Consider the following 26153-nt stretch of genomic DNA (forward strand, 5'->3'; position numbering starts at 1 on the left):
AACTCCTGGAAACTTAGTACTTTCGGGGGTTGCCGTCTTCTGATTAACTATGAGACAATAAAAAGAAACAGAAAGATAAAGAGGGGTACGGGATAAGGTGAAAGTAAAATCGAAGTTTGTTTGTCAAACATGTGGATATGAATCGCCGAAATGGATGGGTCGTTGTCCAAACTGTAATGAATGGAATACGTTCACAGAAGAAATTACTGAAGTAAAAGGTAAACGACGTACATTTTACAACGGAATTAAACAAGATCAAGAGAAAAGAAAGCCCGTCCCTTTATCGAAGGTCGAATCGATCGAAGAAGCCCGGATATTAACTAATTCAAAGGAATTAAACCGTGTTTTGGGAGGTGGGATTGTTAGGGGGTCCCTCGTTTTAATCGGGGGTGATCCTGGAATTGGAAAATCGACTTTGTTACTCCAAGTTTCGAATCAGCTCGCCAATAAGGATTTAACCGTTTTGTATATTTCTGGAGAGGAATCGATTAAACAAACGAAATTAAGGGCGGACCGTTTAGGTACAACTTCTGAACGTCTATTTGTTCTTGCCGAAACGAATCTGTTATTGATCGAAGAAGCGATAAGGGAAATCAAGCCGGATTTTACAGTCGTTGATTCAATTCAAACGATTTTCCATCCTGATATTACCTCCGCACCCGGTTCAGTATCCCAAGTTCGTGAAAGCACAAGTGAGCTGATGCGTATTGCGAAAATAAATGGTATCCCGATTTTTATCGTCGGTCATGTGACAAAGGAAGGCAATCTTGCAGGTCCCCGATTATTAGAGCATATGGTCGATACTGTTTTATATTTCGAAGGAGAAAGACATCACGCTTATCGGATTTTACGGGCAGTGAAAAACCGTTTTGGCTCGACGAATGAATTAGGCATTTTCGAAATGAAAGAAACCGGGTTGGAAGAAGTTCATAATCCGTCACAAATTTTTTTAGAAGAGCGGATGAAAGGTGCTTCTGGTTCAACAGTCGTTGCATCTATGGAAGGGACAAGACCAATCCTCGTCGAAATTCAAGCCCTTATTTCCCCAACGACATTTGGTAATCCGCGCAGAATGGCAACAGGCATCGACCATAATCGGGTATCCCTATTAATGGCGGTTTTGGAAAAGAGGGTTGGATTTTTGTTACAAAATCAAGATGCCTATTTGAAGGCTGCAGGTGGCGTTAAGCTAGATGAACCGGCGATCGATTTAGCAATTGCTATAAGTATTGCTTCTAGTTTCCGGGATCAACCGACGAAACCTACCGATTGTTTTATCGGTGAAGTAGGTCTTACAGGTGAAATTCGACGTGTTTCTAGAATTGAACAAAGAGTGAAAGAAGCGGAAAAACTGGGCTTTAAACGGGTTTTCCTTCCGTCTAACAACTTAGGGTCTTGGTCTGAATCCATCCCAATTCAATTAGTAGGTGTGTCTACGATTGATGAGGCGTTAAAATTGGCATTACATTAAATTTATTTTTTCTTAATTTTTTTGTCATAAATCGTTCAACAACCTCGTATAATATATTTTTCAATAAAACGTTTCAAAATAGGAAAATTGTTTATAATGAAAATAGGAGGTGAAAATATTGTTAACGAGAATTGTTCAAGCTTGTTTTTTACTGATCGGTGGGGCATTAGGAATTATATTATTACCTATTATATTGATTGCAGTAAATCTAGATCAGTATCCAATGTTAAATAATCCATATACAACAGCGATAATCGGTGCAATCGTTTTTTTCCTTATGACATTTTGGGCGGTGAAATACGTCGTCAATTTTATTAAATGGCTTGAAGAAATGTTGATCAAAGCACCGTTATTCGATCTCCTCATTGGTACGATGGGCTTAATTATCGGGTTAATCGTCGCCTTTTTGATTAGCTTTGCTTTAAACGCCATTCGACTTCCCCTCATGAATGAAATTGCGCCGATAGTTTTAACCGTATTACTAGGATATTTAGGTTTCCAAGTCGGCTTTAAAAAACGAGATGAAGTGCGGAGTCTTTTCCCTAATCGTATCGGAAAAAAGAAAGGGACAGAAGAAGAAGAAAAGGGAGAATCCGTATCCCGTTTTAAACTATTAGATACGAGCGTCATCATCGATGGTCGGATTGCCGATATTTGTCAAACAGGTTTTCTAGAAGGAACGATTGTCATTCCCCAATTCGTACTAGAAGAGCTACAACATATTGCCGATTCCTCCGATGTTTTAAAGAGGAATCGAGGACGAAGGGGATTAGATATATTAAATCGAATTCAAAAGGAACTTCCAATCAAAGTGGAGATTTATGAAGGTGATTTTGAAGATATCCAAGAAGTGGATAGTAAATTGGTGAAATTAGCGAAACTGATGAACGGAACGGTTGTAACAAACGACTTCAACTTAAATAAAGTTTGTGAATTGCAACAAGTGCCTGTATTAAATATTAATGATTTAGCGAATGCAGTCAAACCGGTTGTTCTTCCGGGAGAAGAAATGATCGTTCAAGTCATTAAAGACGGAAAGGAACAAAATCAAGGAATCGCTTATTTAGATGATGGAACGATGATCGTCGTTGAAGAAGGAAAGGATTATATCGGGAAAACGATTAACGTATTAGTGACGAGCGTTTTACAAACATCTGCAGGAAGAATGATCTTTGCAAAACCCAAACTTTTAGAAAAAGCGTTATAATAAGTTATAATAAAAAGGGAGATCAACCTTTGTTATTGATCTCCCTTAAATACATATTCTGAAAAAAAGATTAGGGGAAAATTAGGATGCAATATAAAGTAATTATTCCAGCTGCAGGGATGGGAAAAAGGATGGGGTATGGAAGAAATAAATTGTTTATTCCCATCCGAAATGTCCCAATTGTCGTCCATACGATGACAATATTTGAAAAAGACGAATGGTGCGATGAAATTATTTTAGTCATCAATGAAAAGGAACGGGAAGAGATTGAGAGGCATATTAAAACATACGGAATAACAAAAGTAGGGAAAATCATTAACGGTGGACGCGAACGGCAACAAAGTGTTTTTGCAGGTTTAGAAACGGTTGAGGGAGATGAGGAAATCGTACTGATTCACGATGGAGCAAGACCGATGGTAAAAATCCCTCATATTCATCAACTCGTAGTGGAAGCGAGTCGTGAAGGAGCGGCTGTTTTAGGTGTTCCGGTAAAAGATACGATTAAAAAAGTACAAAATGGAATCGTGATGGAAACGATCGATCGGGCGATGCTTTGGGCTATCCAAACGCCTCAAGCCTTTCGACTATCCGTCATAAAATCTGCCCACGAACTAGCAGAGAGGGATCGTTTTTTAGGGACAGACGATGCATCCCTTGTTGAACGAATCGGTAAAAAGGTGAAAATCATCGAAGGCGATTATGAAAATATTAAAATTACGACGAAGGAAGATTTACTTTTCGCTGAATCTTTACTATTGAAAAAAGAATGATAAGGAATGTCCTCCGGGTACATTTCATGAAAAACTAGAAACGTTAAATTAGGAGGTATTGGATTGTTTCGTATTGGACAAGGTTTTGATGTGCATCGGTTCGCTGATGGTCGACCTTTGATCATCGGGGGTGTAAACATTCCATTTGAAAAGGGACTTTCTGGTCATTCCGATGCCGATGTTCTTCTACATGCGTTAACGGATGCCATATTAGGAGCGGTCGGCTTAGTAGATATCGGAACCCATTTTCCAGATACGGATCCTTCATATAAAAATGCCGATTCTGCTATACTTTTAAAAAAGGTATGGAAACTTGTTAAAGAAAAGGGATTTACGTTAGGGAATGCTGACTGTACATTGATTTGTGAACGTCCAAAGATGGGGCCATATCGGGAGCAAATAAAGGATCGGATAGCCAGTATTTTAGAAGTTGAACGGGATCAAATCAATGTGAAGGCAACGACGACGGAAAAACTCGGTTTCACAGGAAGGGAAGAGGGAATCGCTGCATTGGCAGTCGTCCTGTTGGAAAAACAACGGGAAAGGGAAAGTTAAAGAAGCAGTTACTTCCGATGGTCATTTGTTGTACAATAAACTTTGGATTATAGATATTCTACTGGAGGGAAATAACATGGACACGATTCGCGTTAGGTATGCACCGAGTCCAACAGGACATTTACATATCGGAAACGCTAGAACTGCACTTTTTAATTACTTATTTGCCCGAAGCCAAAACGGGACATTTGTTATTCGTATTGAAGATACGGATCAAAAAAGAAATATTGAAGGTGGAGAACAAAGTCAGTTAAAATATTTAAAATGGCTCGGAATGGACTGGGATGAAAGCATTGATATTGGTGGAGCATACGGACCATACCGTCAATCGGAAAGATTAGACATTTACAAAAAATATTATGAAGATCTTTTAAACAGAGGATTAGCATACAAGTGTTATTGCACGGAAGAAGAATTGGAAAAAGAGCGGGAAGAACAATTGGCTCGCGGCCAAATGCCCCGTTATTCGGGAAAATGTCGTCACTTAACGGAAGAAGAGCGAAACCAATTGGAAAGGGAAGGAAGAAAGCCGAGCATCCGATTTAAAGTGCCACAAGGAAAAACATATTCATTCCAAGATATTGTAAAGGATGAAGTTTCCTTCGACTCCGATGGAATCGGCGATTTTGTCATCGTTAAAAAGGATGGGATGCCTACTTACAACTTTGCCGTTGCAATCGATGATCATTTAATGAAAATCACCCATGTATTACGTGGAGATGACCATATTTCCAATACGCCGAAACAATTGATGATCTACGAGGCCTTTGGATGGGAACCACCAATTTTTGGCCATATGACCTTAATTGTTAATGAAAATCGGAAAAAATTAAGTAAACGGGATGAAACGATTATCCAATTTATCGAACAATACGAAGAGCTGGGATATTTACCCGAAGCCCTCTTTAATTTCATCGCTTTGCTCGGTTGGTCGCCTAAAGGAGAGGAAGAAATTTTCTCCAAAGAAGAATTAATCCAAATTTTCGATCCGAAACGATTATCCAAATCCCCAGCTGTGTTTGACACGAAAAAACTAACATGGATGAATAACCAATATATGAAAAAATTAGATCTTGATCGGTTGGTGGAATTGGCGCTGCCCCATTTAAAGAAAGCTGGAACAATTCCTGAAAATCCGAGTGAAAAAGAATTTGATTTTGCAAGGAGGCTAATCGCCTTATATCAAGAGCAAATGAGCTATGGAGCGGAAATCGTTCCACTGTCCGAATTATTTTTCACCGATACTATTACCTATGAAGAAGAGGCAAAAGAAGTTCTTGCTGGTGATCAAGTGCCGGATGTTTTAAGAGCATTTTTAGAGCAAATAAAGGAACTAGAGTCATATACAGCTGATGAAATCAAGTCGGCGATCAAAAGGGTACAAAAACAAACTGGACAAAAGGGGAAAAAATTATTCATGCCGATTCGGGTGGCTGCAACTGGGCAAACCCACGGACCTGAACTTCCGATGGCATTAGAATTGTTAGGGAAAGAAAAAGTAATAAAACGCATCCAATCGTTAATTGGGTAACATTTTGAAACTCGGATCATATCGTAATGTTATGAGGAACAATCGAATATAGAAAAAGCGTTGAAGAGGAGAAGTAGATGATGATATTTCTTACAGAGAGGATCACCAAGGCTGGAAGTGATCTAGAAATACATCATCGAAATGCACCTCTGAGCCCTTTATTGAAAAACATGTTGTTGAGTAAATAAAGGCGGTCATTACCGTTACGAAAAACGAGTGAGACTAAGCTTTTTAGTCTAAACAGAGTGGAACCGCGTGGAAGAGCGTCTCTGTCTATTTATCGTAGGCAAAGGCGCTTTTTTATTTCCAGATTTGTTCATACCATTTTATTAAAGTGATTAAAGAGGGGGATTGATCTTGTTTAAATATTTGAAAGAAGATATTGAAGTTGTTTTTGATCAAGACCCGGCTGCAAGAAGTTATTTGGAAGTAATTTTCACATACTCCGGATTACATGCAATTTGGGCCCACCGAATTGCCCATTGGTTATATAAACGAAAATTTTTCTTTTTAGCCCGGGTCATATCACAAATTAGCCGTTTTTTCACAGGAATTGAAATCCATCCGGGAGCAAAAATAGGTAGACGATTTTTTATCGATCATGGAATGGGTGTCGTCATCGGAGAAACGTGTGAAATTGGCAATAATGTAACGATTTATCAAGGGGTAACCCTCGGCGGTACAGGTAAGGAAAAGGGGAAAAGGCATCCTACTTTGAAAGATAATGTATTAGTCGCCACCGGAGCAAAGGTACTCGGTTCGATTACAGTTGGTGAAAATTCGAAAATCGGTGCTGGTTCAGTCGTATTAAAAGACGTTCCACCGAATTCTACCGTAGTCGGGATCCCGGGAAGAATTGTCGTTCGTGATGGGGTAAAAGTAAAGAAAGATTTAAATCATAGGGATTTACCTGATCCGATTCTCGATTATTGTAAACATTTAGAAACGGAAATAAAACAATTAAAACAAGAAATTGAACAATTAAAACAGGAAAGGAGTTTAGAAAATGCCGATTAAAATCTACAATACGTTAACACAAAAGAAAGAACATTTTATGCCCATCGAAGAAGGAAAAGTAAAAATGTATGTATGCGGTCCTACGGTATACAACTATATTCATATTGGAAATGCTAGACCGGCCATTTTCTTTGATACCGTCCGAAGGTATTTTGAATTCCGCGGATATGAGGTAACGTATATTTCAAACTTCACCGATGTTGATGATAAAATCATTAAAGTCGCCCATGAATTAAATGAAGACGTTTTTACCGTTGCGGAACGTTTTATTGATGCTTATTTTCAAGATATTACTGCCTTAGGATGCAAAAGGGCGACCGTTCATCCACGGGTAACGGAAAATATGGATACGATTATTGAATTTATCGGATCACTAATTGAAAAAGGTTACGCTTATGAATCTGGAGGAGATGTATATTTTCGAACGAAAAAATTTCAAGACTATGGGAAACTCTCCCATCAGTCCATTGAAGAATTGCATTTAGGGGCTCGAATCGAAGTAGGTGAGAAAAAACAAGACCCCCTTGATTTCGTCCTTTGGAAGGCGGCCAAACCGGGGGAAGTATATTGGGATAGCCCATGGGGAAAGGGAAGACCCGGTTGGCATATCGAATGTTCTGCAATGGCGAAAAAATATTTAGGGGATACGATCGATATTCACGCAGGGGGGCAAGATTTATGCTTCCCCCATCACGAAAATGAAATCGCCCAATCGGAAGCGTTAACCGGAAAGCCTTTTGCCAATTATTGGATGCATAATGGGTATATTAATATTAATAATGAAAAAATGTCTAAATCCCTTGGTAACTTTGTACTCGTCCACGAACTTATTAAACAATATGATCCACAGGTTTTGCGCTTTTTCATGTTATCCGTGCATTACCGAAATCCGATTAATTTCAGTGAAGAAACATTAAATGATGCAAAATCCGGACTCGAACGATTGCAAACTTCTTATCAAAATTTACGACATCGGAAACATGCATCTACGAATTTAACGGACGATGATGATCGCTGGTTAAGGAAAATTTCTGAACTAAAGGATCAATTTATTAAAGAGATGGACGATGACTTCAATACGGCAAATGGAATCTCTGTATGGTTTGAACTAGCTAAAAATGCAAATTTATACTTAATGGAAAAAACAACATCGAATCAAGTCATTGACCAATTCCTCAATCTTTTTGAACAAATTTCGGATATTCTCGGCTTACGTTTCACACAGGAGGGAATATTAGACGAAGAAATTGAAGAATTGATTAAACAGAGAAATGAAGCGAGAAAAAATCGGGATTTCCAAACAGCTGATAAAATCCGTGATCAGTTAAAAGCAATGAACATTATTTTAGAAGATACGCCGCAAGGAACACGTTGGAAAAGAGGGTAATGTATGAAATTAGTTTCGGAGTTTACAAAAGGTGCAAAAAACATAAATAGTTTAGCTTTAGCTTATATGGGTGATGCGGTATTTGAAGTTTATGTTAGACGAAGGTTGCTGGAACGAGGGATGACGAAACCGAATTCGTTGCAACATAAAGCGGCTCAATATGTTTCTGCTAAGGCGCAATGTTATATTGCTCGAAGCTTTTTAGAACGGAATATTTTAACGGAAGAGGAAGTTGATGTCCTAAAAAGGGGAAGAAATGCAAAAAGTGCAACAGTAAGGAAAAATACCGACGTTCAAACGTACAGATATAGTACTGCTTTTGAAGCATTAATCGGCTTCCTCTATTTATCGTCCAATTTTTCCCGCTTAGACGATCTGATCGAACAATCCTTCGCTTTAATTGAAGAGGAAAAGGAGGTTGCTCCGTAATGGAAAACGGCTATGTCATTGGTAGAAATGCTGTGCTTGAGACATTAAACTCCAATCGGGATATTAACAAAATTTGGATTGCAGAAGGTTCCCAAAAAGGTAATATGCAGGAAGTAATAAAAAGGGCAAAGGAAAGAAATGTTGTAATCCAATACGTTCCAAAGAAAAAACTATTAGAAATGGTTGGTGAAAATCATCAAGGTGTCGTTGCCCAAGTAGCTGCTTACCAATACGCCCAATTGGATGAATTATTTCTAAGGGCAGATCGTCAAAAGGAAGATCCGTTTTTTATCATTCTCGACGAAATTGTCGATCCGCACAATTTAGGCTCGATTATTAGAACGGCGGATGCCTCAGGTGTACATGGAATCATCATCCCCAAACGCCGCTCAGTCGGATTAACGGCAACGGTTGCGAAGGCTTCTACAGGGGCGATTGAATATGTTCCGATCGTACGGGTAACAAATATTCGCCAAACAATGGATGAATTAAAGAAAAGGGGAGTTTGGATCGTCGGGACAGAAGCCGATGCCGAGCAAGATTATAGAGAAATGGATGGGAAAATGCCCCTCGCCCTTGTTATCGGCAGTGAAGGTAAGGGTATAGGCAAATTGGTAAAGGAAAACTGTGATTTTTTAATCCGTTTACCTATGAAAGGTCATGTAACCTCTTTAAATGCTTCTGTGGCAGCTGCCATATTAATGTATGAAGTATATCGGAAACGATATCCGGTAGGAACATAACAAAATGGATATTTTGATTGTCGATGGATATAACATGATCGGTGCATGGCCTGAATTACAAAAATTAAGAAAAAAAGATTTCGCCTTAGCAAGAAGCAAATTAATCGATCTTCTCGCAGATTATCAAGCATATACCGGAGTAAGGGTCATCGTCGTATTCGATGCTTATATTGTGAAAGGAACGGAGAAAAAACAAAAAAATTTTCATATTGAAATCATTTATACGAAGGAGAAGGAGACGGCTGATGAAAAGATTGAGAAGTTGGTTTTGGAATTAGCGGACAAGCAGACGAAGGTGTTTGTCGCAACATCGGATTATATGGAACAATGGACAATTTTTGGACAAGGTGCTTATCGAAAGTCAGCTAGGGAATTGTATACTGAGATTAAAGATATTAAAAGAAAGATCCGAAAAAACCTTAAAGAAATACGAGAGGAAAGACCAGGTTCTAAAATCCCCCTATCAAAGGAAGTGGCAGATTTTTTTGAAAAATTCAGAAGAGGAGAATGATGTCGGTTGACGTTGAAAAATGGGCTACTGTATAATATAACTAATCATGCATGACCATCGGGGTGATTGTATTTGCGCGATGTTGTGGGAAAGGACACGAAAGGCAAGTACCAGGGGATGGAAGACGAAGAAATTGTGGAACTCGTCCATAACGGTGATAGTGAAGCGTTAGATTATTTAATTCACAAATATCGCCTGTTTGTTCGCGTCAAAGCAAAATCCTATTTTTTAATCGGTGCTGATCGGGAGGATATCGTGCAAGAAGGAATGATCGGCCTATTTAAAGCCATTCGAGATTATAAAGGTGATAAACCTACATCTTTCAAAGCTTTTGCCGAACTATGTATAACGCGTCAAATCATCACTGCTATTAAAATGGCCACTAGGCAAAAACATATTCCCTTAAATTCTTATGTTTCCTTGGACAAGCCGGTATTTGATGAAGAAAGTGATCGGACGTTACTCGATATGATTTCCGGATCAAAAGAACTGGATCCGGAGGAATTGATTATTAACCAAGAAGAATTTGATCAAATTGAAGTGAAAATGTCGGAGCTTTTGAGCGATTTGGAAAGAAAAGTGTTAGCCCTTTATTTGGATGGTCAATCGTATCAAGAAATTTCTGGTGAATTGAATCGCCATGTGAAATCGATTGATAACGCATTGCAAAGGGTGAAAAGAAAACTGGAGAAATATTTGGAAACAAGATAAGTCAAAAAATGTTCATTCTTCATGTAAAATTATATGAGATTGCTATTTTTATAGAAAAATTCAAATTAAACGATATTGACATTCTTATATCGTTCATGATACATTTTCTAAGATGGATGTCCTATGTATTTATTATATTAAGCTTGGTTAGAAATGGAAGTGAATGTGTCTTTTGGCGTATGCTTAAGGAAATACCGAACTCGATGATCATTAAAGGAGATTGGAGTGCGTCTCCTATGAAAAAATATGGTTTTATCAAACGAAACATACGATTTTCAGCCAGTCACACCAATTTTAATTGGAGGTAAAAATGCAAACGATTGTTAAATTTTTCCATAATGTCGCGGAAGAAATGAGAAAAGTCCGATGGCCGCATAGAAAGGAACTCGTCAAATATACGATTACTGTAGTATCGACGGTAGTTTTTTTCATCTTGTTTTTCACATTAATTGATCTTGGAATCACAAAAATTATCGAGATTATACCTTGATGAAATGAATAATGGAACAGACAATTGTTATAATGGTAATGGAAGAAATATAAGAACCCGGTTTCAAGCGGGTTTTTTCATTAGGAAAGGTTCAATTTACGGTTTGAAGAATTTTCATTCAGGGAGGGAAGGACAAGACGTCCTCGTTAATGGAAAAAAATTGGTATGTAGTTCATACGTATTCTGGTTATGAAAATAAAGTGAAGACCAATTTGGAAAAAAGAGTAGAGACGATGGGTATGCAAGATAAAATTTTCCGCGTCATCGTTCCGGAGGAAGAAGAAATAGATGTAAAAAACGGAAAGAAGAAAATCGTTAAAAAGAAAGTATTTCCAGGTTATGTTTTAGTTGAATTAATTTTAACGGACGATTCGTGGTATGTTGTAAGAAATACCCCAGGTGTTACAGGTTTTGTAGGTTCTTCGGGATCAGGATCGAAACCGACACCTCTTTTGGAAGAAGAAGTCCAAGCATTGTTAAAGCGAATGGGCATTGAAGAACAAAGGATCGATATCAACTTAGAAATCGGTGAATCCGTGCAAGTAAAAGAAGGACCTTTCCAAAATTTCACTGGTACAGTAGAAGACTTTGATAAAATGAAAGGCAAAGTGAAGGTACTTGTGAACATGTTTGGAAGGGAAACCCCAGTAGAGCTGGATTTCTCGCAAATTGAGAAAATATAATATAAAATAACTTGAAATTCCGCTTTATTTTTGATAAACTTTTTAAGTCGGTATGTCTCAATGATTGAGATTCCCAGTTGTTTTGTTGTTTTATTAACTGATATATAATATCAATTGAGTGGGAGGGGTTTTCCCCATATACCACATCACGGACTTAAGGAGGTGTGTCTCGTGGCTAAAAAAGTCATTAAAGTTGTGAAGTTGCAAATCCCTGCTGGTAAGGCGAATCCAGCGCCACCGGTAGGACCCGCTTTAGGTCAAGCCGGAGTAAACATTATGGGATTTTGTAAAGAATTTAATGCTCGCACAGCTGATCAAGCTGGTTTAATTATTCCGGTGGAAATCACGGTTTTTGAAGACCGTTCCTTTACTTTCATTACGAAAACGCCGCCTGCTGCAGTATTGTTGAAAAAGGCAGCTGGTATCGAATCCGGTTCAGGCGAGCCGAATCGCAATAAAGTTGCAACAATTAAGCGTGATAAAGTGCGTGAAATTGCCGAGACAAAAATGCCTGATTTAAATGCTGCAAGTGTTGAAGCCGCTATGGCGATGATTGAAGGTACTGCTCGCAGCATGGGCATTGTTATTGAAGATTAAAGGTTGAATGGCAATGAATGCGAGGTTGCGACAAAGCAACCTCTTATTCGTGGGAGGTCCAACCGTTAAAACCACATAAGAGGAGGATAATTATGGTAAAAAGAGGTAAAAAGTATATTGAAGCCGAAAAGTTAATTGACCGCACAAAGGTATACGATGCGAAAGAAGCACTTGAACTAGTGAAAAAAACTAGTTTTGTTAAATTCGACGCATCGGTAGAAGTTGCTTTCCGCCTCGGTGTAGATCCGAAAAAGGCGGATCAACAAATTCGCGGAGCGGTCGTACTTCCGAACGGAACCGGAAAAACTCGCCGTGTGCTCGTTTTCGCTAAAGGTGAAAAAGCAAAAGAAGCTGAAGCAGCTGGTGCTGATTTCGTCGGCGAACAAGAATATATTGAAAAAATTCAACAAGGTTGGTTCGATTTCGATGTAATCGTAGCTACTCCTGATATGATGGGAGAAGTTGGGAAACTTGGTCGAATCCTCGGACCAAAGGGATTAATGCCAAACCCGAAAACAGGCACCGTTACATTTGAAGTTGAACGTGCGGTTAAAGAAATTAAGGCAGGTAAAGTTGAATACCGTGTTGATAAGGCTGGAAACGTACATGTACCGATTGGTAAAGTTTCCTTTGATACAGAAAAACTTCATGAAAACTTAGCAACGATTTATGAAACGATTTTAAAAGTAAAACCTGCTTCTGCTAAAGGTACGTATGTAAAAAATATTACCGTTACTTCAACAATGGGTCCTGGCGTCAAGGTTGATCCGGTGACGATCCAGTAGGAAAATAGTGTGTATTGACAAAGTTGTTACTTGCTTGTTATGATAAATATCGGCAAATAAATAGAAACACATTTATACCGTAGACAGTAGGTGCCGAACAGGCTTAATATCCTACCGAGGTAGAGAACATAGATTGAACGCATATTCCGGCTGACGGAAGTATGTTTCTATGAAAACCTCCATGTCTACTGGCTGGAGGTTTTTTGTTGGTCCGGTATGAATGGTTGTTTCGAACGGGAGGTGTAGATATGTCCAGTGCTATTGAGCAAAAGAAACAGATTGTGGAAGAAATCGCCCAAAAATTAAAAAACAGCGTTTCAACGGTCATTGTTGATTATCGTGGGTTAAATGTGGCAGAAGTAACTGAACTTCGCAAACAACTTCGGGAAGCCGGCGTGGAATTTAAAGTATACAAAAATTCAATGATGCGTCGAGCTGCTGATTCTGTGGAATTATCTGGATTGAAAGACGTGTTGACAGGACCAAACGCCATTGCTTTCAGTACAGAAGACGTTGTAGCGCCAGCGAAAATTTTAAACAATTTTGCAAAAGAGCATGATGCTCTTGAAATTAAAGCGGGTGTAATTGAAGGCAGCTTAGCGACATTTGAAGAAATTAAGGCTTTGGCAGAGTTGCCATCAAGAGATGGATTGCTTTCTATGTTGTTGAGTGTACTACAAGCGCCGATCCGGAATTTTGCCCTTGCAACGAAAGCTGTTGCTGAACAAAAAGAAGAACAAGGTGCATAGGAATATAAAATTCAAAAATAGGAGGAATATTTCATGACGAAAGAAGAAATCATTGAAGCGCTCAAAAATATGACTGTTTTAGAATTAAATGATTTAGTAAAAGCAATTGAAGAAGAATTTGGTGTTACTGCCGCTGCTCCTGTTGCTGTTGTTGGCGGAGCTGCTGGTGGAGCTGCAGCTGAAGAAAAAACCGAATTTGATGTTGTTTTAACTGAAGCTGGATCTCAAAAAATTAAAGTTATTAAAGTTGTTCGCGAAATCACTGGTCTTGGTCTTAAAGAAGCAAAAGACTTGGTTGATAACACACCGAAACCACTTAAAGAAGGTATTTCTAAAGAAGAAGCTGAAGAACTCAAAGCTAAACTTGAAGAAGTCGGTGCTGGCGTAGAAATAAAATAAAAACCTTTCGTTTCAAAAGAAGAATCGATCAATTTCAAAAGCTCGCTATGAAAGCGAGCTTTTTTTAAAAATATAGATACGATCCGAATTATAAAAAATAATAGAGCCTTAAAAGAATAAGCATGAGTTGAATAATGATATTGGGGTGATGTTATGACGGAACATTACTATTCAAAAAACCCTAAAATCGATAGTAAACCCCTCCATTGGAATTATCAGTTAAGAGGAGACATTTTTCATTTTAAAACAGATCGGGGAGTTTTTTCAAAAAACGAGGTGGATTTTGGCTCGAAGTTATTGATTCATACGTTCCAAGAGCCATCGGTTTCAGGACCGTTTTTGGATGTCGGTTGTGGGTATGGTCCGATTGGATTGGCATTGGCGAAAACACATCCGACACGAACAGTTCATATGATTGACATTAACGAACGGGCAATCCGACTAGCAGAGGAAAACGCAAAAAATAATCAAGTGAAAAATGTGGAAATTTATCAAAGTGATGGATTTGAGAAAGTATCGGAATTTTCCTTTGCAGCGATTGTAACGAATCCCCCTATTCGAGCTGGGAAAAAAATCGTTTTTCAAATATTAGAAAACAGTGTAAATTATTTATGTCCTGGAGGAGAATTGTGGGTTGTCGTTCAAAAAAAACAAGGTGCCCCTTCAATAAAAACGAAACTGACCGAAATCTTTGGTCAGGTTACCGTGGTAAAAAAAGATAAGGGATATTATATATTTCGTATACAAAAAAATGGTAACAGAACAAAGGACAAATATTAAAGGATAAATCTCCGCTTTTTGAAAATGGAAATTCCACAATAATCCGAAGACTTATTTTCCATAAAATATTCTCTAACAAATATCCGTTTTCTGTTCGGGAGGAGTCTGGTGAATCTCTCTATGTCCTTTGATTTAAGACCGTTTATAGAGTCTAAAATAATTCGAAAAAGATTTGACATGAAAACCGGTTTGTGTTAATATATTTTAATGCCAATGTATATTTATATGTACGTCCCAATTTTTTAGTGTGGTGTATGAATTGGAAAAGAATTGGGGAAAATAACTAAATAGCATGTATACTTTTGTGGTTTTCTAAGGAAACCTTTTTTATTTTTACCGATATACCGTTATGTTTAATGGGAAACTCGTTTTCTCATTTTCTAAAATGTATGATTTGAGGGGTGAATCTGTTGACAGGTCAACTAGTTCAGTATGGTCGACATCGCCAACGCAAAAGCTTTGCAAGAATTAAAGAAGTATTGGAATTACCCAATTTAATTGAAATCCAGACTTCATCTTATCAATGGTTTTTGGATGAAGGATTGCGTGAAATGTTTCAAGACATTTCACCGATCGAAGATTTTACCGGAAATCTGTCCCTTGAATTTGTTGATTACAGTTTGGGAGAACCGAAGTATTCCGTTGAGGAGTCAAAAGAACGGGATGTTACTTATGCTGCTCCACTTCGGGTCAAAGCGAGATTGATTAATAAGGAAACTGGTGAAGTAAAAGACCAAGAAGTGTTCATGGGTGATTTTCCGCTCATGACTGAAACGGGTACCTTCATCATCAACGGGGCAGAACGGGTTATTGTATCCCAATTGGTCCGATCCCCCAGTGTCTATTATAATGCAAAAATGGACAAAAATGGAAGGCAAGGTTTCACTGCCACAGTTATTCCAAACCGTGGTGCTTGGCTTGAATATGAAACAGATGCAAAAGGTGTTGTATACGTTCGGATTGACCGGACACGAAAATTGCCGATTACTGTTTTATTAAGGGCACTCGGCTTTGGAACAGACCAAGAAATTATCGATTTAATTGGGGATAATGAGTATTTACGTAATACTTTGGAAAAGGACAATACAGATAATGTTGAAAAAGCGCTTATTGAAATATATGAACGACTCCGTCCAGGTGAACCTCCGACTGTAGAAAACGCTAAAAGTTTATTGATTTCGCGCTTTTTTGATCCGAAACGATATGACTTAGCGAGTGTTGGACGTTATAAAATTAATAAAAAACTTCATATTGGAAATCGATTGTTCGGGCAAACATTAGCTGAAACATTAGTTGATTCAGAAACTGGAGAAATCATTGCGGAAAAAGGAACGGTTCTAGATCGACGAACCCTTGATCGGATATTACCTTATTTGGAAAGGGGAATCGGGTTTAAAACGTTTCAACCAGTTGGCGGTGTGATGGATGAGGAGATTACGATCCAGTCTGTAAAAATATATTCACCCGCAGATGAAGAAGGAAAAGAAATCAATATTATTGGTAACGCAAATGTAGGCGAAAATATTAAACATATCACCCCTGCTGATATTATTGCATCCATCAGCTATTTCTTTAATTTACTTCATCAAGTCGGAAGAACGGACGATATAGATCATCTAGGAAATCGACGACTCCGTTCTGTTGGTGAACTATTACAAAATCAATTTCGCATCGGTTTGTCAAGAATGGAGCGGGTTGTTAGGGAGCGTATGTCGATTCAAGATACGAACACAATTACTCCGCAGCAACTAATTAATATTCGTCCAGTAATTGCTTCGATTAAAGAGTTTTTTGGAAGTTCCCAGCTCTCCCAATTCATGGACCAAACGAACCCGCTTGCCGAATTAACCCATAAAAGAAGATTGTCAGCACTCGGTCCAGGAGGATTAACAAGAGAAAGGGCCGGCTTTGAGGTTCGAGATGTCCATTATTCCCACTATGGACGGATGTGTCCAATCGAAACGCCAGAAGGTCCGAATATTGGATTGATTAACTCCTTATCAACATATGCAAAGGTGAACCGTTTTGGATTTATCGAGACACCGTATCGGAAAGTTGACCCTGAAACTGGACGTGTCACTGACGAAATTCATTATATGACCGCTGATGAGGAAGATAATTATGTAGTTGCTCAAGCGAATGCAAAATTAGATGAAAATGGTTATTTCTTAGAAAAGGAAGTTTTCGCACGTTTCCGTGGGGAAAACTTAGTAGTTCCAGTTGATCGAGTGGACTTTATGGATGTATCGCCGAAACAAGTCGTTTCTGTAGCAACGGCATGTATTCCGTTTCTTGAAAATGATGACTCAAACCGAGCGCTGATGGGAGCGAACATGCAACGGCAAGCCGTTCCTTTAATGGTTCCTGAGGCACCGATTGTCGGTACAGGTATGGAATATATCTCCGCTCACGATTCCGGTGCTGCAGTTATTTGTAAACATGAAGGAATTGTTGAACATGTGGAGGCTCGAGAGATCCGAGTTCGGCGTATATCTGTTATCGACGGGAAGGAAATTCAAGGCGGCTTAGACAAATATCGTTTATCCAAATTTGTTCGATCAAATAACGGAATGTGCTTCAATCAACGGCCGATTGTAAAAGAGGGAGACCGGGTAGAAAAAGGTGAGATTTTAGCAGATGGTCCTTCGATGGAACAAGGTGAACTAGCCCTTGGAAGGAACGTCCTTGTCGCCTTCATGACTTGGGAAGGTTATAACTATGAAGATGCGATTATTATGAGTGAACGGCTCGTGAAAGACGACGTATATACGTCGATTCACATTGAAGAATACGAAGCGGAATCCCGCGATACGAAACTTGGCCCAGAGGAAATTACGAGGGATATTCCAAACGTTGGAGAAGATGCTCTACGTAATTTGGATGACCGAGGTATCGTTCGGATTGGCGCGGAAGTAAAAGATGGCGATATTCTTGTTGGTAAAGTAACTCCAAAGGGTGTTACGGAACTGACTGCAGAGGAACGCTTGCTTCATGCGATATTCGGAGAAAAAGCAAGGGAAGTTCGCGACACATCTTTACGTGTACCCCACGGAGGTGGAGGAATCGTTTTAGATGTTAAGGTCTTTAATCGGGAAGACGGAGATGAACTACCTCCTGGAGTGAATCAGCTCGTACGTGTATATATCGTACAAAAACGAAAAATTTCTGTAGGAGACAAGATGGCCGGTCGACATGGAAATAAAGGGGTTATTTCAAGGGTTTTACCTGAAGAAGACATGCCATTTTTACCGGATGGAACGCCAGTTGACATCATGCTTAATCCGTTAGGTGTTCCTTCGAGGATGAACATCGGGCAAGTATTAGAACTCCATCTTGGAATTGCAGCGAAACGATTAGGTATTCATGTGGCAACTCCTGTATTCGATGGAGCGAATGAGGAAGATGTATGGAATACCTTGGAAGAAGCCGGAATGGATCGGGATGGAAAAACGGTCCTATACGACGGTCGTACTGGGGAGCCTTTCGACAACCGAGTATCCGTGGGGATCATGTACATGATTAAACTTGCCCACATGGTTGATGATAAATTGCACGCCCGTTCGACAGGACCATACTCACTCGTTACCCAACAACCCCTTGGAGGTAAAGCTCAGTTCGGGGGTCAACGATTTGGAGAAATGGAAGTTTGGGCGCTTGAAGCATACGGGGCAGCATATACGCTTCAAGAAATTTTGACGGTTAAGTCTGATGATGTTGTCGGTCGTGTAAAAACATATGAAGCGATTGTGAAGGGAGAAAATGTCCCTGAACCTGGTGTGCCAGAATCATTCAAGGTGTTAATGAAAGAATTGCAAAGTTTAGGTTTAGATGTGAAAATCTTATCGGCCGACCGGCGTGAAATCGAGATGAAAGAGCTGGAAGATGTTGATGATATAGGTAACTCTGATTCATTTAATATACAATCCGACGGAAATAATGAGAAAGAATCGGAAAAAGTGGGTGCTTCTGTGGATTAATTCTGGAAAAACTCAAATCGAAAAATCCTAATGTCTAAATGGATCTTTTCGGTTTGGGTTTTCCCATTTAAGCAAATTGGGTATCCCGTAATTAATAAGGAGGTCGTCCCCTTGTTGGATGTTAACAATTTCGAGTATATGAAAATTGGTCTTGCTTCTCCGGATAAGATTCGTTCATGGTCCTATGGAGAAGTAAAAAAACCGGAGACGATTAACTATCGTACGTTAAAACCTGAAAAGGACGGCTTGTTTTGCGAACGTATTTTTGGTCCGACAAAGGATTGGGAATGTCATTGTGGTAAATATAAGCGTGTCCGTTACAAAGGTGTCGTTTGCGACCGATGTGGTGTTGAAGTCACTCGATCAAAAGTACGTAGAGAGCGAATGGGTCACATTGAGTTGGCTGCACCTGTATCCCATATTTGGTATTTTAAAGGTATACCAAGTCGGATGGGTCTTGTATTAGATATGTCTCCAAGGGCCTTGGAAGAAGTCATTTATTTTGCATCTTACGTCGTAACGGAACCAGGTAATACATCTTTGGAAAAGAAACAATTGTTATCTGAAAAGGAATATCGAGCCTATCGAGAAAAATATGGGAACAAGTTCCAAGCAGGTATGGGTGCAGAGGCCATTAAAAAATTACTTCAAGATATTGACTTGGATAAGGAAAGCGCCCTTTTAAGAGAAGAATTGAAAACGGCTCAAGGTCAAAGGAGAACCCGAGCAATTAAACGTCTGGAAGTGATCGAAGCTTTTAGAAATTCCGGAAATGATCCTTCTTGGATGGTTCTTGATGTATTGCCCGTGATTCCACCTGAATTACGTCCGATGGTACAACTTGATGGTGGGCGGTTTGCTACGTCAGATTTAAATGATTTATACCGACGTGTGATTAACCGTAACAATCGTTTAAAAAGATTATTGGATTTAGGTGCGCCAAGTATCATTGTTCAAAATGAAAAGCGAATGTTGCAAGAAGCTGTCGACGCTCTGATCGATAACGGTAGACGTGGAAGACCGGTTATGGGTCCGGGAAATCGTCCTTTGAAATCCTTATCCCATATGTTAAAGGGGAAACAGGGGCGTTTCCGGCAAAACTTGTTAGGTAAACGGGTAGATTATTCCGGCCGATCTGTTATCGTTGTTGGTCCTAATTTGAAAATGTATCAATGTGGCTTGCCAAAAGAAATGGCGATTGAACTGTTCAAACCGTTTGTTATGAAAGAATTAGTGGCAAAGGGACTTGCCCATAATATTAAATCAGCAAAACGGAAAATTGAGCGACTACACCCTGATGTTTGGGATGTGTTAGAAGAAGTCATTAAGGAACACCCTGTTTTACTAAATCGTGCACCGACCTTGCATAGACTCGGGATCCAAGCCTTTGAACCGACTCTCGTTGAAGGAAGGGCTATACAGTTACATCCCCTAGTTTGTACTGCGTATAATGCGGATTTTGATGGGGACCAAATGGCCGTTCACGTACCGTTATCTGCAGAAGCCCAAGCAGAAGCCCGATTATTAATGTTAGCAGCTCAAAACATTTTAAATCCGAAAGACGGGAAACCAGTTGTTACACCTTCCCAAGACATGGTTCTTGGAAATTATTACCTCACATTAGAAAGGGAAGGCGCGATTGGTGAAGGTATGGTCTTTAAGGATCGGGAAGAAGCATTTATCGCATATCAAAATGGGTACGTACATTTACACAGTCGCATTGCCGTTCATGCTGGGTCCTTAAAAAATCCAACGTTCACTGAAGAACAAAACAAAATGTTGCTCTTAACCACAGTTGGAAAATTAATTTTTAATGAAATTTTACCGAAATCTTTTCCGTATATTAATGAGCCAACGAAACAAAATTTGGAGGAAAGAACGCCTGATCAGTTCTTTGTTCCTTCGAATGTAAATGTAAAAGAGGTTATTGCTTCTAGAGATCTCGTTCCTCCATTTAAAAAAGGATATTTGGGGAACATTATTTCGGAAGTGTTCAAACGGTATAAAATTACTGAAACATCAAAAATGCTAGATCGAATGAAAGATCTAGGTTTCAAATACTCGACTAAAGCAGGAATTACAATTAGTATTGCCGATATTGTCGTTCTCCCGCAAAAAGGAGATATATTAGATGAGGCTCAGAATAAGGTAGACACCGTTCAAAAACAATTTAGAAGAGGTTTAATCACAGATGATGAACGTTACGACAGAGTTATTTCCATTTGGAGTGCAGCCAAAGATGATATACAAGGAAAGTTGATGGCCTCATTAGATCGCATGAATCCGATCTATATGATGAGCGACTCTGGCGCACGGGGTAACGCCTCCAATTTCACGCAGCTTGCAGGTATGCGTGGTTTGATGGCAAACCCAGCAGGTCGGATTATCGAATTACCGATTAAATCCAGTTTCCGTGAAGGATTGACCGTATTAGAATACTTTATCTCGACCCACGGTGCACGGAAAGGACTTGCTGACACGGCATTAAAAACAGCTGACTCGGGTTACTTGACGAGAAGGCTAGTCGATGTTGCGCAAGACGTCATTGTTAGGGAAGAAGATTGTGGAACAGAGAAAGGATTTTATATACAAGCAATCACCGATGGAACGGAAGTAATCGAGTCATTAGATGAACGTCTCGTCGGTCGATATGCTAGAAAAACGATCAAACATCCTGAAACGGGTGAAATACTTGTAAAAGGTAATGATTTGATCACGGAAGAAATTGCAAGAAAAATCGTTAAAGCAGGAATCGATGGAATTTGGATTCGTTCTGCCTTTACTTGCAACACTAGACACGGGGTATGTAAAAAATGTTACGGAAATAACTTAGCAACAGGTCAAGAGGTTGAAGTCGGTGAAGCGGTTGGAATTATCGCTGCCCAATCCATTGGAGAGCCAGGAACCCAATTAACGATGCGTACGTTCCATACTGGTGGTGTAGCTGGAGATGACATTACCCAAGGTCTCCCTCGTGTACAAGAATTGTTTGAGGCACGAAATCCAAAAGGGCAGGCAATTATATCTGAAATTGATGGTGAAGTTGCGGAAATACGGGAAGGTAAGGATCGACAACAGGAAATCGTTGTTGTCGGAAGCGTTGAATCGAGAACATACCATACACCATATTCAGCTAGGTTGAAAGTATCCGTAGGTGACCGTGTTGAAAGGGGCCAACCGCTGACGGAAGGTTCCATTGATCCGAAAGAACTACTTAAAGTAAAAGATGTTCTTTCTGTACAAGAATATTTGTTGCGGGAAGTCCAACGGGTTTATCGAATGCAAGGTGTGGAAATCGGTGACAAGCATATTGAAGTTATGGTCCGACAAATGCTCCGGAAGATTCGGGTGATCGATCCAGGAGAAACGGATTTATTACCTGGAACGTTGTTAGATACTCATCAATTTACAGAGGCAAATAAAAAAGCCCTTGTAGAGGGGAAAATCCCTGCTACAGGAAGACCGGTGTTACTTGGAATTACGAAAGCTTCCTTGGAAACAGATTCCTTTTTATCTTCCGCTTCTTTCCAAGAGACGACAAGAGTACTTACGGACGCAGCAATTAAAGGAAAACAGGATGAATTGCTCGGCTTAAAAGAAAATGTAATTATCGGTAAGTTGGTACCCGCAGGAACAGGGATGTCGATTTATCGGAAAGCAAAGTTCCACTTGGAGAAAAAAGATGAAAAGCAGGTTACGGTTGACTAATGTTAAACTTTTCAACTGCCCGCCCGCTTAGGGATGGGCGGTTGTTAAAATTTATCGAAAAAGTTTGTTGACATCCAAACTTTGAAATGCTAATATGATTTAGGTGCCCCGAAAACCTGTTGCTTTGGAGGATACGATGTATGTCTTATGAAAAAGTAAAACAGGCAGAAGAAATCATCGTAGGGACAAAACAAACGGTGAAAGCTTTAAAATCGGATCTTGTAAAAGAAGTGATCGTAGCTTTAGATGCAGACGAAATTATTCGAAATAAGGTCATCGAAGCTGCACAAGAAAAGCAAGTTCCTATCCTTTATGTTGATTCTATGGCCAAATTAGGCAAAGCTTGTGGAATTGATGTAAAGGCAGCCAGCGTTGCGATTATTCGTTAAAACAGTTTTTGTAGATATAAACTACAAAGGCTTTGTTTTTGTAAAAAAATGAATCACCTGGATGTGTGGGTTTGAAAACATCGGAAAGGAGGAAATATTAGATGCCTACAATTAATCAATTAGTTCGTAAACCACGGAAAGCGCTTATTGAGAAATCAAAATCCCCTGCACTTAATAAGGGGTATAACAGTTTCAAAAAGGTGCAAACGGATTTAAATTCCCCGCAAAAACGCGGTGTTTGTACTCGTGTAGGAACAATGACACCAAAGAAACCAAACTCCGCTTTACGTAAATATGCTCGTGTGCGTTTAAGTAATGGAATTGAAGTAACGGCATACATTCCCGGAATTGGTCACAATTTGCAAGAACATAGTGTCGTATTGATTCGCGGAGGCCGTGTAAAAGACTTACCTGGTGTTCGGTACCATATTATCCGTGGAGCGTTAGATACGGCTGGAGTAGAAAATCGTAAACAAGGTCGTTCAAAATACGGTACAAAGAAACCGAAAGACAAGAAATAATCACTCAATCTTTAAAATGAAGGCAAACGAAAGGAGGAGTCTGTATGCCACGTAAAGGTCCTGTTCCAAAAAGGGATGTGTTACCTGATCCGATTTATAATTCCAAACTTGTAACTCGTCTAATAAATAAAATTATGATCGATGGGAAAAGAGGAAAAGCCCAAAAGATTCTATACAGTGCATTTGAAATTATCCGTGAACGTACTGGGAAAGACCCGATGGAAGTATTTGAACAAGCTTTGAAAAACGTTATGCCAGTATTGGAGGTTCGTGCACGACGAGTTGGTGGTGCAAACTACCAAGTGCCAGTGGAAGTTCGTCCCGAACGTAGAACAACGTTGGGATTACGCTGGTTAGTGAATTACGCACGGCTTCGCGGAGAAAAAACGATGGAAGAACGTTTAGCGAATGAAATTTTAGACGCAGCAAACAATACAGGTGCTGCTGTGAAAAAACGGGAAGATACACACAAAATGGCCGAAGCCAACAAAGCATTCGCCCACTACCGTTGGTAATATTCGCTTTCTAAAGTTTTTTAATTATCACATATTATTCTATACAGGAAGGAGAAAGACGAATGCCAAGAGAGTTCTCCTTAGAAAAAACTCGTAATATTGGAATCATGGCCCATATTGATACTGGAAAAACGACAACGACAGAGCGTATTTTGTTCTATACGGGTCGCATTCATAAAATCGGTGAAACCCATGAGGGCGCTTCCCAAATGGACTGGATGGAGCAAGAACAAGAGCGTGGAATCACGATTACTTCTGCAGCGACTACAGCCCAATGGAAAGGTCATCGGGTAAATATTATTGACACCCCTGGGCACGTTGACTTCACTGTAGAAGTAGAACGTTCATTACGCGTCTTAGATGGCGCAGTAGCTGTTTTGGATGCCCAATCTGGTGTAGAACCACAAACAGAAACGGTATGGCGTCAAGCGACAACATACGGTGTACCGCGGATCGTATTCGTGAATAAAATGGATAAAATTGGGGCTGACTTTTTATACGCGGTTAATACATTACATGATCGTCTTCAAGCGAATGCTCATCCGATTCAATTACCAATCGGTGCAGAAGATCAATTCAAGGGAATTATCGATTTGGTGGAAATGAAGGCTTATATTTATTCGAATGACCTTGGAACGGATATTCAAGTCCAAGAAATTCCGGATGAGTATAAGGATATGGCTGAAGAATACCACGCAAAACTTGTGGAAGCAGTTGCGGATTTTGATGAAGAATTAATGATGAAGTATTTAGAAGGTGAAGAAATCACAGTAGAAGAACTGAAAACCGCCATTCGTAAAGGAACGGTTAATGTGGAATTTTTCCCGGTTCTTTGTGGTTCAGCCTTTAAAAATAAAGGTGTTCAATTAATGTTGGATGCGGTTATCGATTATTTACCAGCACCGACAGACGTAAAAGATATTCGCGGAATCAATCCAGAAACGGAAGAAGAATTAACCCGTCCATCAAGTGACGATGCTCCGTTCTCTGCTCTAGCCTTTAAAGTGATGACTGACCCATACGTTGGTAAATTAACCTTTTTCCGCGTCTACTCTGGAACATTGAACTCTGGTTCATACGTATTGAATTCAACCAAGGGTAAACGGGAAAGAATCGGTCGAATTTTGCAAATGCATGCAAACCACCGAAAAGAAATTTCTACCGTTTATGCAGGGGATATTGCTGCTGCTGTCGGTTTGAAAGATACATCGACAGGAGATACGTTGTGTGACGAGAAAAACAAAGTCATTTTAGAATCGATGGAATTTCCAGAACCGGTTATTTCTGTTGCGATTGAACCGAAAACGAAAGCAGACCAAGACAAAATGTCTACTGCATTGCAAAAATTACAAGAAGAAGATCCAACCTTCCGCGCCCATACAGATCAAGAAACCGGGCAAACGATTATTGAAGGGATGGGTGAACTCCATCTTGATGTTATCGTCGATCGTATGCGACGGGAATTTAAGGTGGAAGCAAACGTTGGTGCGCCACAAGTTGCATATCGGGAAACTTTCCGCTCCTCCGCCCAAGTGGAAGGAAAATTCGTTCGTCAATCCGGTGGGCGTGGTCAATACGGACATGTGTGGATTGAATTTTCACCGAACGAAGAAGGAAAAGGTTTTGAATTTGAAAATGCAATTGTCGGTGGTGTCGTACCGCGAGAATACGTTCCAGCTGTACAAGCCGGATTGGAAGATGCAATGCAAAACGGTGTGTTAGCCGGATATCCATTAGTTGACATAAAAGCTAAACTGTATGACGGTTCTTACCACGATGTTGACTCCAGTGAGATGGCATTTAAAATAGCCGCATCTTTAGCGTTAAGAAATGCAGCGAAAAAATGTAATCCTGTCCTATTAGAACCGATTATGAAAGTGGAAGTCGTTATCCCCGAAGAATACATGGGTGACATCATGGGTGATATTACGTCTCGACGTGGACGAATCGAAGGAATGGAAGCCCGTGGAAACGCACAAGTTGTTCGTGCGATGGTTCCACTTGCTGAAATGTTTGGTTATGCTACATCCCTTCGATCGAATACACAAGGACGTGGAACATTTACAATGTACTTCGATCATTACGAAGAAGTTCCAAAATCGATCGCCGAAGAAATCATCAAAAAAAATAGCGGTGAATAATTGATTTTACTTATATATTTTTGTATAACTTTATTGTAAGTAGCACAATGCTATGAAAATGGAATTCTCCATTTTCATAGCGGCTAA

At 39.6% G+C, this 26153-nt stretch carries 24 protein-coding genes and 2 other annotated features; all 24 genes read left to right on the forward strand.

Going from position 1 to position 26153, the window contains the following annotated elements; genetic code table 11:
* The first annotated feature begins 154 nt into the window (after window positions 1–154).
* Window positions 155–1471: a DNA repair protein RadA gene (gene radA / locus OE105_RS12610; protein ID WP_275422197.1), complete on the forward strand. Its 1317-nt coding sequence runs from the start codon at window positions 155–157 to the stop codon at window positions 1469–1471.
* Between the two features lie 118 nt (window positions 1472–1589).
* Complete coding sequence (locus tag OE105_RS12615; protein ID WP_275420509.1) at window positions 1590–2678, forward strand: PIN/TRAM domain-containing protein; 1089 nt, start codon at window positions 1590–1592, stop codon at window positions 2676–2678.
* Between the two features lie 86 nt (window positions 2679–2764).
* Complete coding sequence (ispD, locus tag OE105_RS12620; protein WP_275420510.1) at window positions 2765–3448, forward strand: 2-C-methyl-D-erythritol 4-phosphate cytidylyltransferase; 684 nt, start codon at window positions 2765–2767, stop codon at window positions 3446–3448.
* Window positions 3449–3511: 63 nt separating this feature from the next.
* Window positions 3512–4003, forward strand: a complete 492-nt coding sequence (gene ispF, locus OE105_RS12625) for a 2-C-methyl-D-erythritol 2,4-cyclodiphosphate synthase (RefSeq protein WP_275420511.1) — start codon at window positions 3512–3514, stop codon at window positions 4001–4003.
* A gap of 76 nt (window positions 4004–4079) precedes the next feature.
* Window positions 4080–5534 (forward strand): glutamate--tRNA ligase, encoded by a 1455-nt coding sequence (gene gltX / locus OE105_RS12630; protein ID WP_275420512.1) that lies wholly within the window; start codon window positions 4080–4082, stop codon window positions 5532–5534.
* A 51-nt stretch (window positions 5535–5585) separates the two neighbouring features.
* Window positions 5586–5808: a binding site (T-box leader), on the forward strand.
* A gap of 83 nt (window positions 5809–5891) precedes the next feature.
* The gene (gene cysE, locus OE105_RS12635) at window positions 5892–6551 is read left to right on the forward strand and encodes a serine O-acetyltransferase (RefSeq protein ID WP_275420513.1); all 660 of its coding nucleotides are present in this window, start codon (window positions 5892–5894) and stop codon (window positions 6549–6551) included.
* Window positions 6541–7938: a cysteine--tRNA ligase gene (cysS, locus tag OE105_RS12640; RefSeq protein ID WP_275420514.1), complete on the forward strand. Its 1398-nt coding sequence runs from the start codon at window positions 6541–6543 to the stop codon at window positions 7936–7938. Before cysE ends, cysS begins: the two co-directional genes overlap by 11 nt.
* 3 nt (window positions 7939–7941) lie before the next feature.
* Window positions 7942–8367, forward strand: a complete 426-nt coding sequence (locus OE105_RS12645) for a Mini-ribonuclease 3 (protein ID WP_275420515.1) — start codon at window positions 7942–7944, stop codon at window positions 8365–8367.
* Window positions 8367–9110 carry a 23S rRNA (guanosine(2251)-2'-O)-methyltransferase RlmB gene (rlmB, locus tag OE105_RS12650; protein ID WP_275420516.1) on the forward strand — a complete coding sequence of 248 codons (744 nt, stop codon included), beginning with the start codon at window positions 8367–8369 and terminating at the stop codon, window positions 9108–9110. Before OE105_RS12645 ends, rlmB begins: the two co-directional genes overlap by 1 nt.
* A 4-nt stretch (window positions 9111–9114) precedes the next feature.
* A complete protein-coding gene (locus OE105_RS12655; RefSeq protein WP_275420517.1) occupies window positions 9115–9621 on the forward strand; it encodes an NYN domain-containing protein in 507 nt (168 codons plus the stop codon).
* A 117-nt stretch (window positions 9622–9738) separates the two neighbouring features.
* Window positions 9739–10332: an RNA polymerase sporulation sigma factor SigH gene (gene sigH / locus OE105_RS12660; RefSeq protein ID WP_420842604.1), complete on the forward strand. Its 594-nt coding sequence runs from the start codon at window positions 9739–9741 to the stop codon at window positions 10330–10332.
* Between the two features lie 310 nt (window positions 10333–10642).
* Window positions 10643–10822 carry a preprotein translocase subunit SecE gene (gene secE / locus OE105_RS12665; protein ID WP_275420519.1) on the forward strand — a complete coding sequence of 60 codons (180 nt, stop codon included), beginning with the start codon at window positions 10643–10645 and terminating at the stop codon, window positions 10820–10822.
* Between the two features lie 149 nt (window positions 10823–10971).
* Window positions 10972–11505, forward strand: a complete 534-nt coding sequence (gene nusG, locus OE105_RS12670; RefSeq protein ID WP_275420520.1) for a transcription termination/antitermination protein NusG — start codon at window positions 10972–10974, stop codon at window positions 11503–11505.
* 171 nt (window positions 11506–11676) lie between these two features.
* The gene (gene rplK / locus OE105_RS12675; protein ID WP_275417225.1) at window positions 11677–12102 is read left to right on the forward strand and encodes a 50S ribosomal protein L11; all 426 of its coding nucleotides are present in this window, start codon (window positions 11677–11679) and stop codon (window positions 12100–12102) included.
* 92 nt (window positions 12103–12194) lie between these two features.
* Window positions 12195–12887: a 50S ribosomal protein L1 gene (gene rplA / locus OE105_RS12680; RefSeq protein WP_275420521.1), complete on the forward strand. Its 693-nt coding sequence runs from the start codon at window positions 12195–12197 to the stop codon at window positions 12885–12887.
* Window positions 12888–12946: 59 nt separating this feature from the next.
* Window positions 12947–13101: a sequence feature (ribosomal protein L10 leader region), on the forward strand.
* A 34-nt stretch (window positions 13102–13135) separates the two neighbouring features.
* Window positions 13136–13636 carry a 50S ribosomal protein L10 gene (gene rplJ / locus OE105_RS12685; protein WP_275422198.1) on the forward strand — a complete coding sequence of 167 codons (501 nt, stop codon included), beginning with the start codon at window positions 13136–13138 and terminating at the stop codon, window positions 13634–13636.
* Between the two features lie 33 nt (window positions 13637–13669).
* Window positions 13670–14035 carry a 50S ribosomal protein L7/L12 gene (gene rplL, locus OE105_RS12690; RefSeq protein WP_275420522.1) on the forward strand — a complete coding sequence of 122 codons (366 nt, stop codon included), beginning with the start codon at window positions 13670–13672 and terminating at the stop codon, window positions 14033–14035.
* A gap of 153 nt (window positions 14036–14188) precedes the next feature.
* A complete protein-coding gene (locus OE105_RS12695) occupies window positions 14189–14815 on the forward strand; it encodes a class I SAM-dependent methyltransferase (protein WP_275420523.1) in 627 nt (208 codons plus the stop codon).
* A 410-nt stretch (window positions 14816–15225) separates the two neighbouring features.
* Window positions 15226–18792 (forward strand): DNA-directed RNA polymerase subunit beta, encoded by a 3567-nt coding sequence (gene rpoB, locus OE105_RS12700; protein ID WP_275420524.1) that lies wholly within the window; start codon window positions 15226–15228, stop codon window positions 18790–18792.
* Between the two features lie 111 nt (window positions 18793–18903).
* Window positions 18904–22500 (forward strand): DNA-directed RNA polymerase subunit beta', encoded by a 3597-nt coding sequence (rpoC, locus tag OE105_RS12705; protein ID WP_275420525.1) that lies wholly within the window; start codon window positions 18904–18906, stop codon window positions 22498–22500.
* Window positions 22501–22640: 140 nt separating this feature from the next.
* The gene (locus OE105_RS12710; RefSeq protein WP_275420526.1) at window positions 22641–22889 is read left to right on the forward strand and encodes a 50S ribosomal protein L7ae-like protein; all 249 of its coding nucleotides are present in this window, start codon (window positions 22641–22643) and stop codon (window positions 22887–22889) included.
* Window positions 22890–22990: 101 nt separating this feature from the next.
* Complete coding sequence (rpsL, locus tag OE105_RS12715) at window positions 22991–23410, forward strand: 30S ribosomal protein S12 (RefSeq protein WP_275420527.1); 420 nt, start codon at window positions 22991–22993, stop codon at window positions 23408–23410.
* A 44-nt stretch (window positions 23411–23454) separates the two neighbouring features.
* Entirely contained in the window at window positions 23455–23925 is a 471-nt protein-coding gene (rpsG, locus tag OE105_RS12720; RefSeq protein ID WP_275420528.1) for a 30S ribosomal protein S7, read from the forward strand.
* Window positions 23926–23987: 62 nt separating this feature from the next.
* A complete protein-coding gene (gene fusA, locus OE105_RS12725; RefSeq protein ID WP_275420529.1) occupies window positions 23988–26066 on the forward strand; it encodes an elongation factor G in 2079 nt (692 codons plus the stop codon).
* Window positions 26067–26153 lie beyond the last annotated feature (87 nt).

Origin of the sequence: Fervidibacillus halotolerans, from assembly GCF_026547205.1 — a bacterium.
GTDB lineage: Bacteria > Bacillota > Bacilli > Bacillales > Caldibacillaceae > Fervidibacillus > Fervidibacillus halotolerans.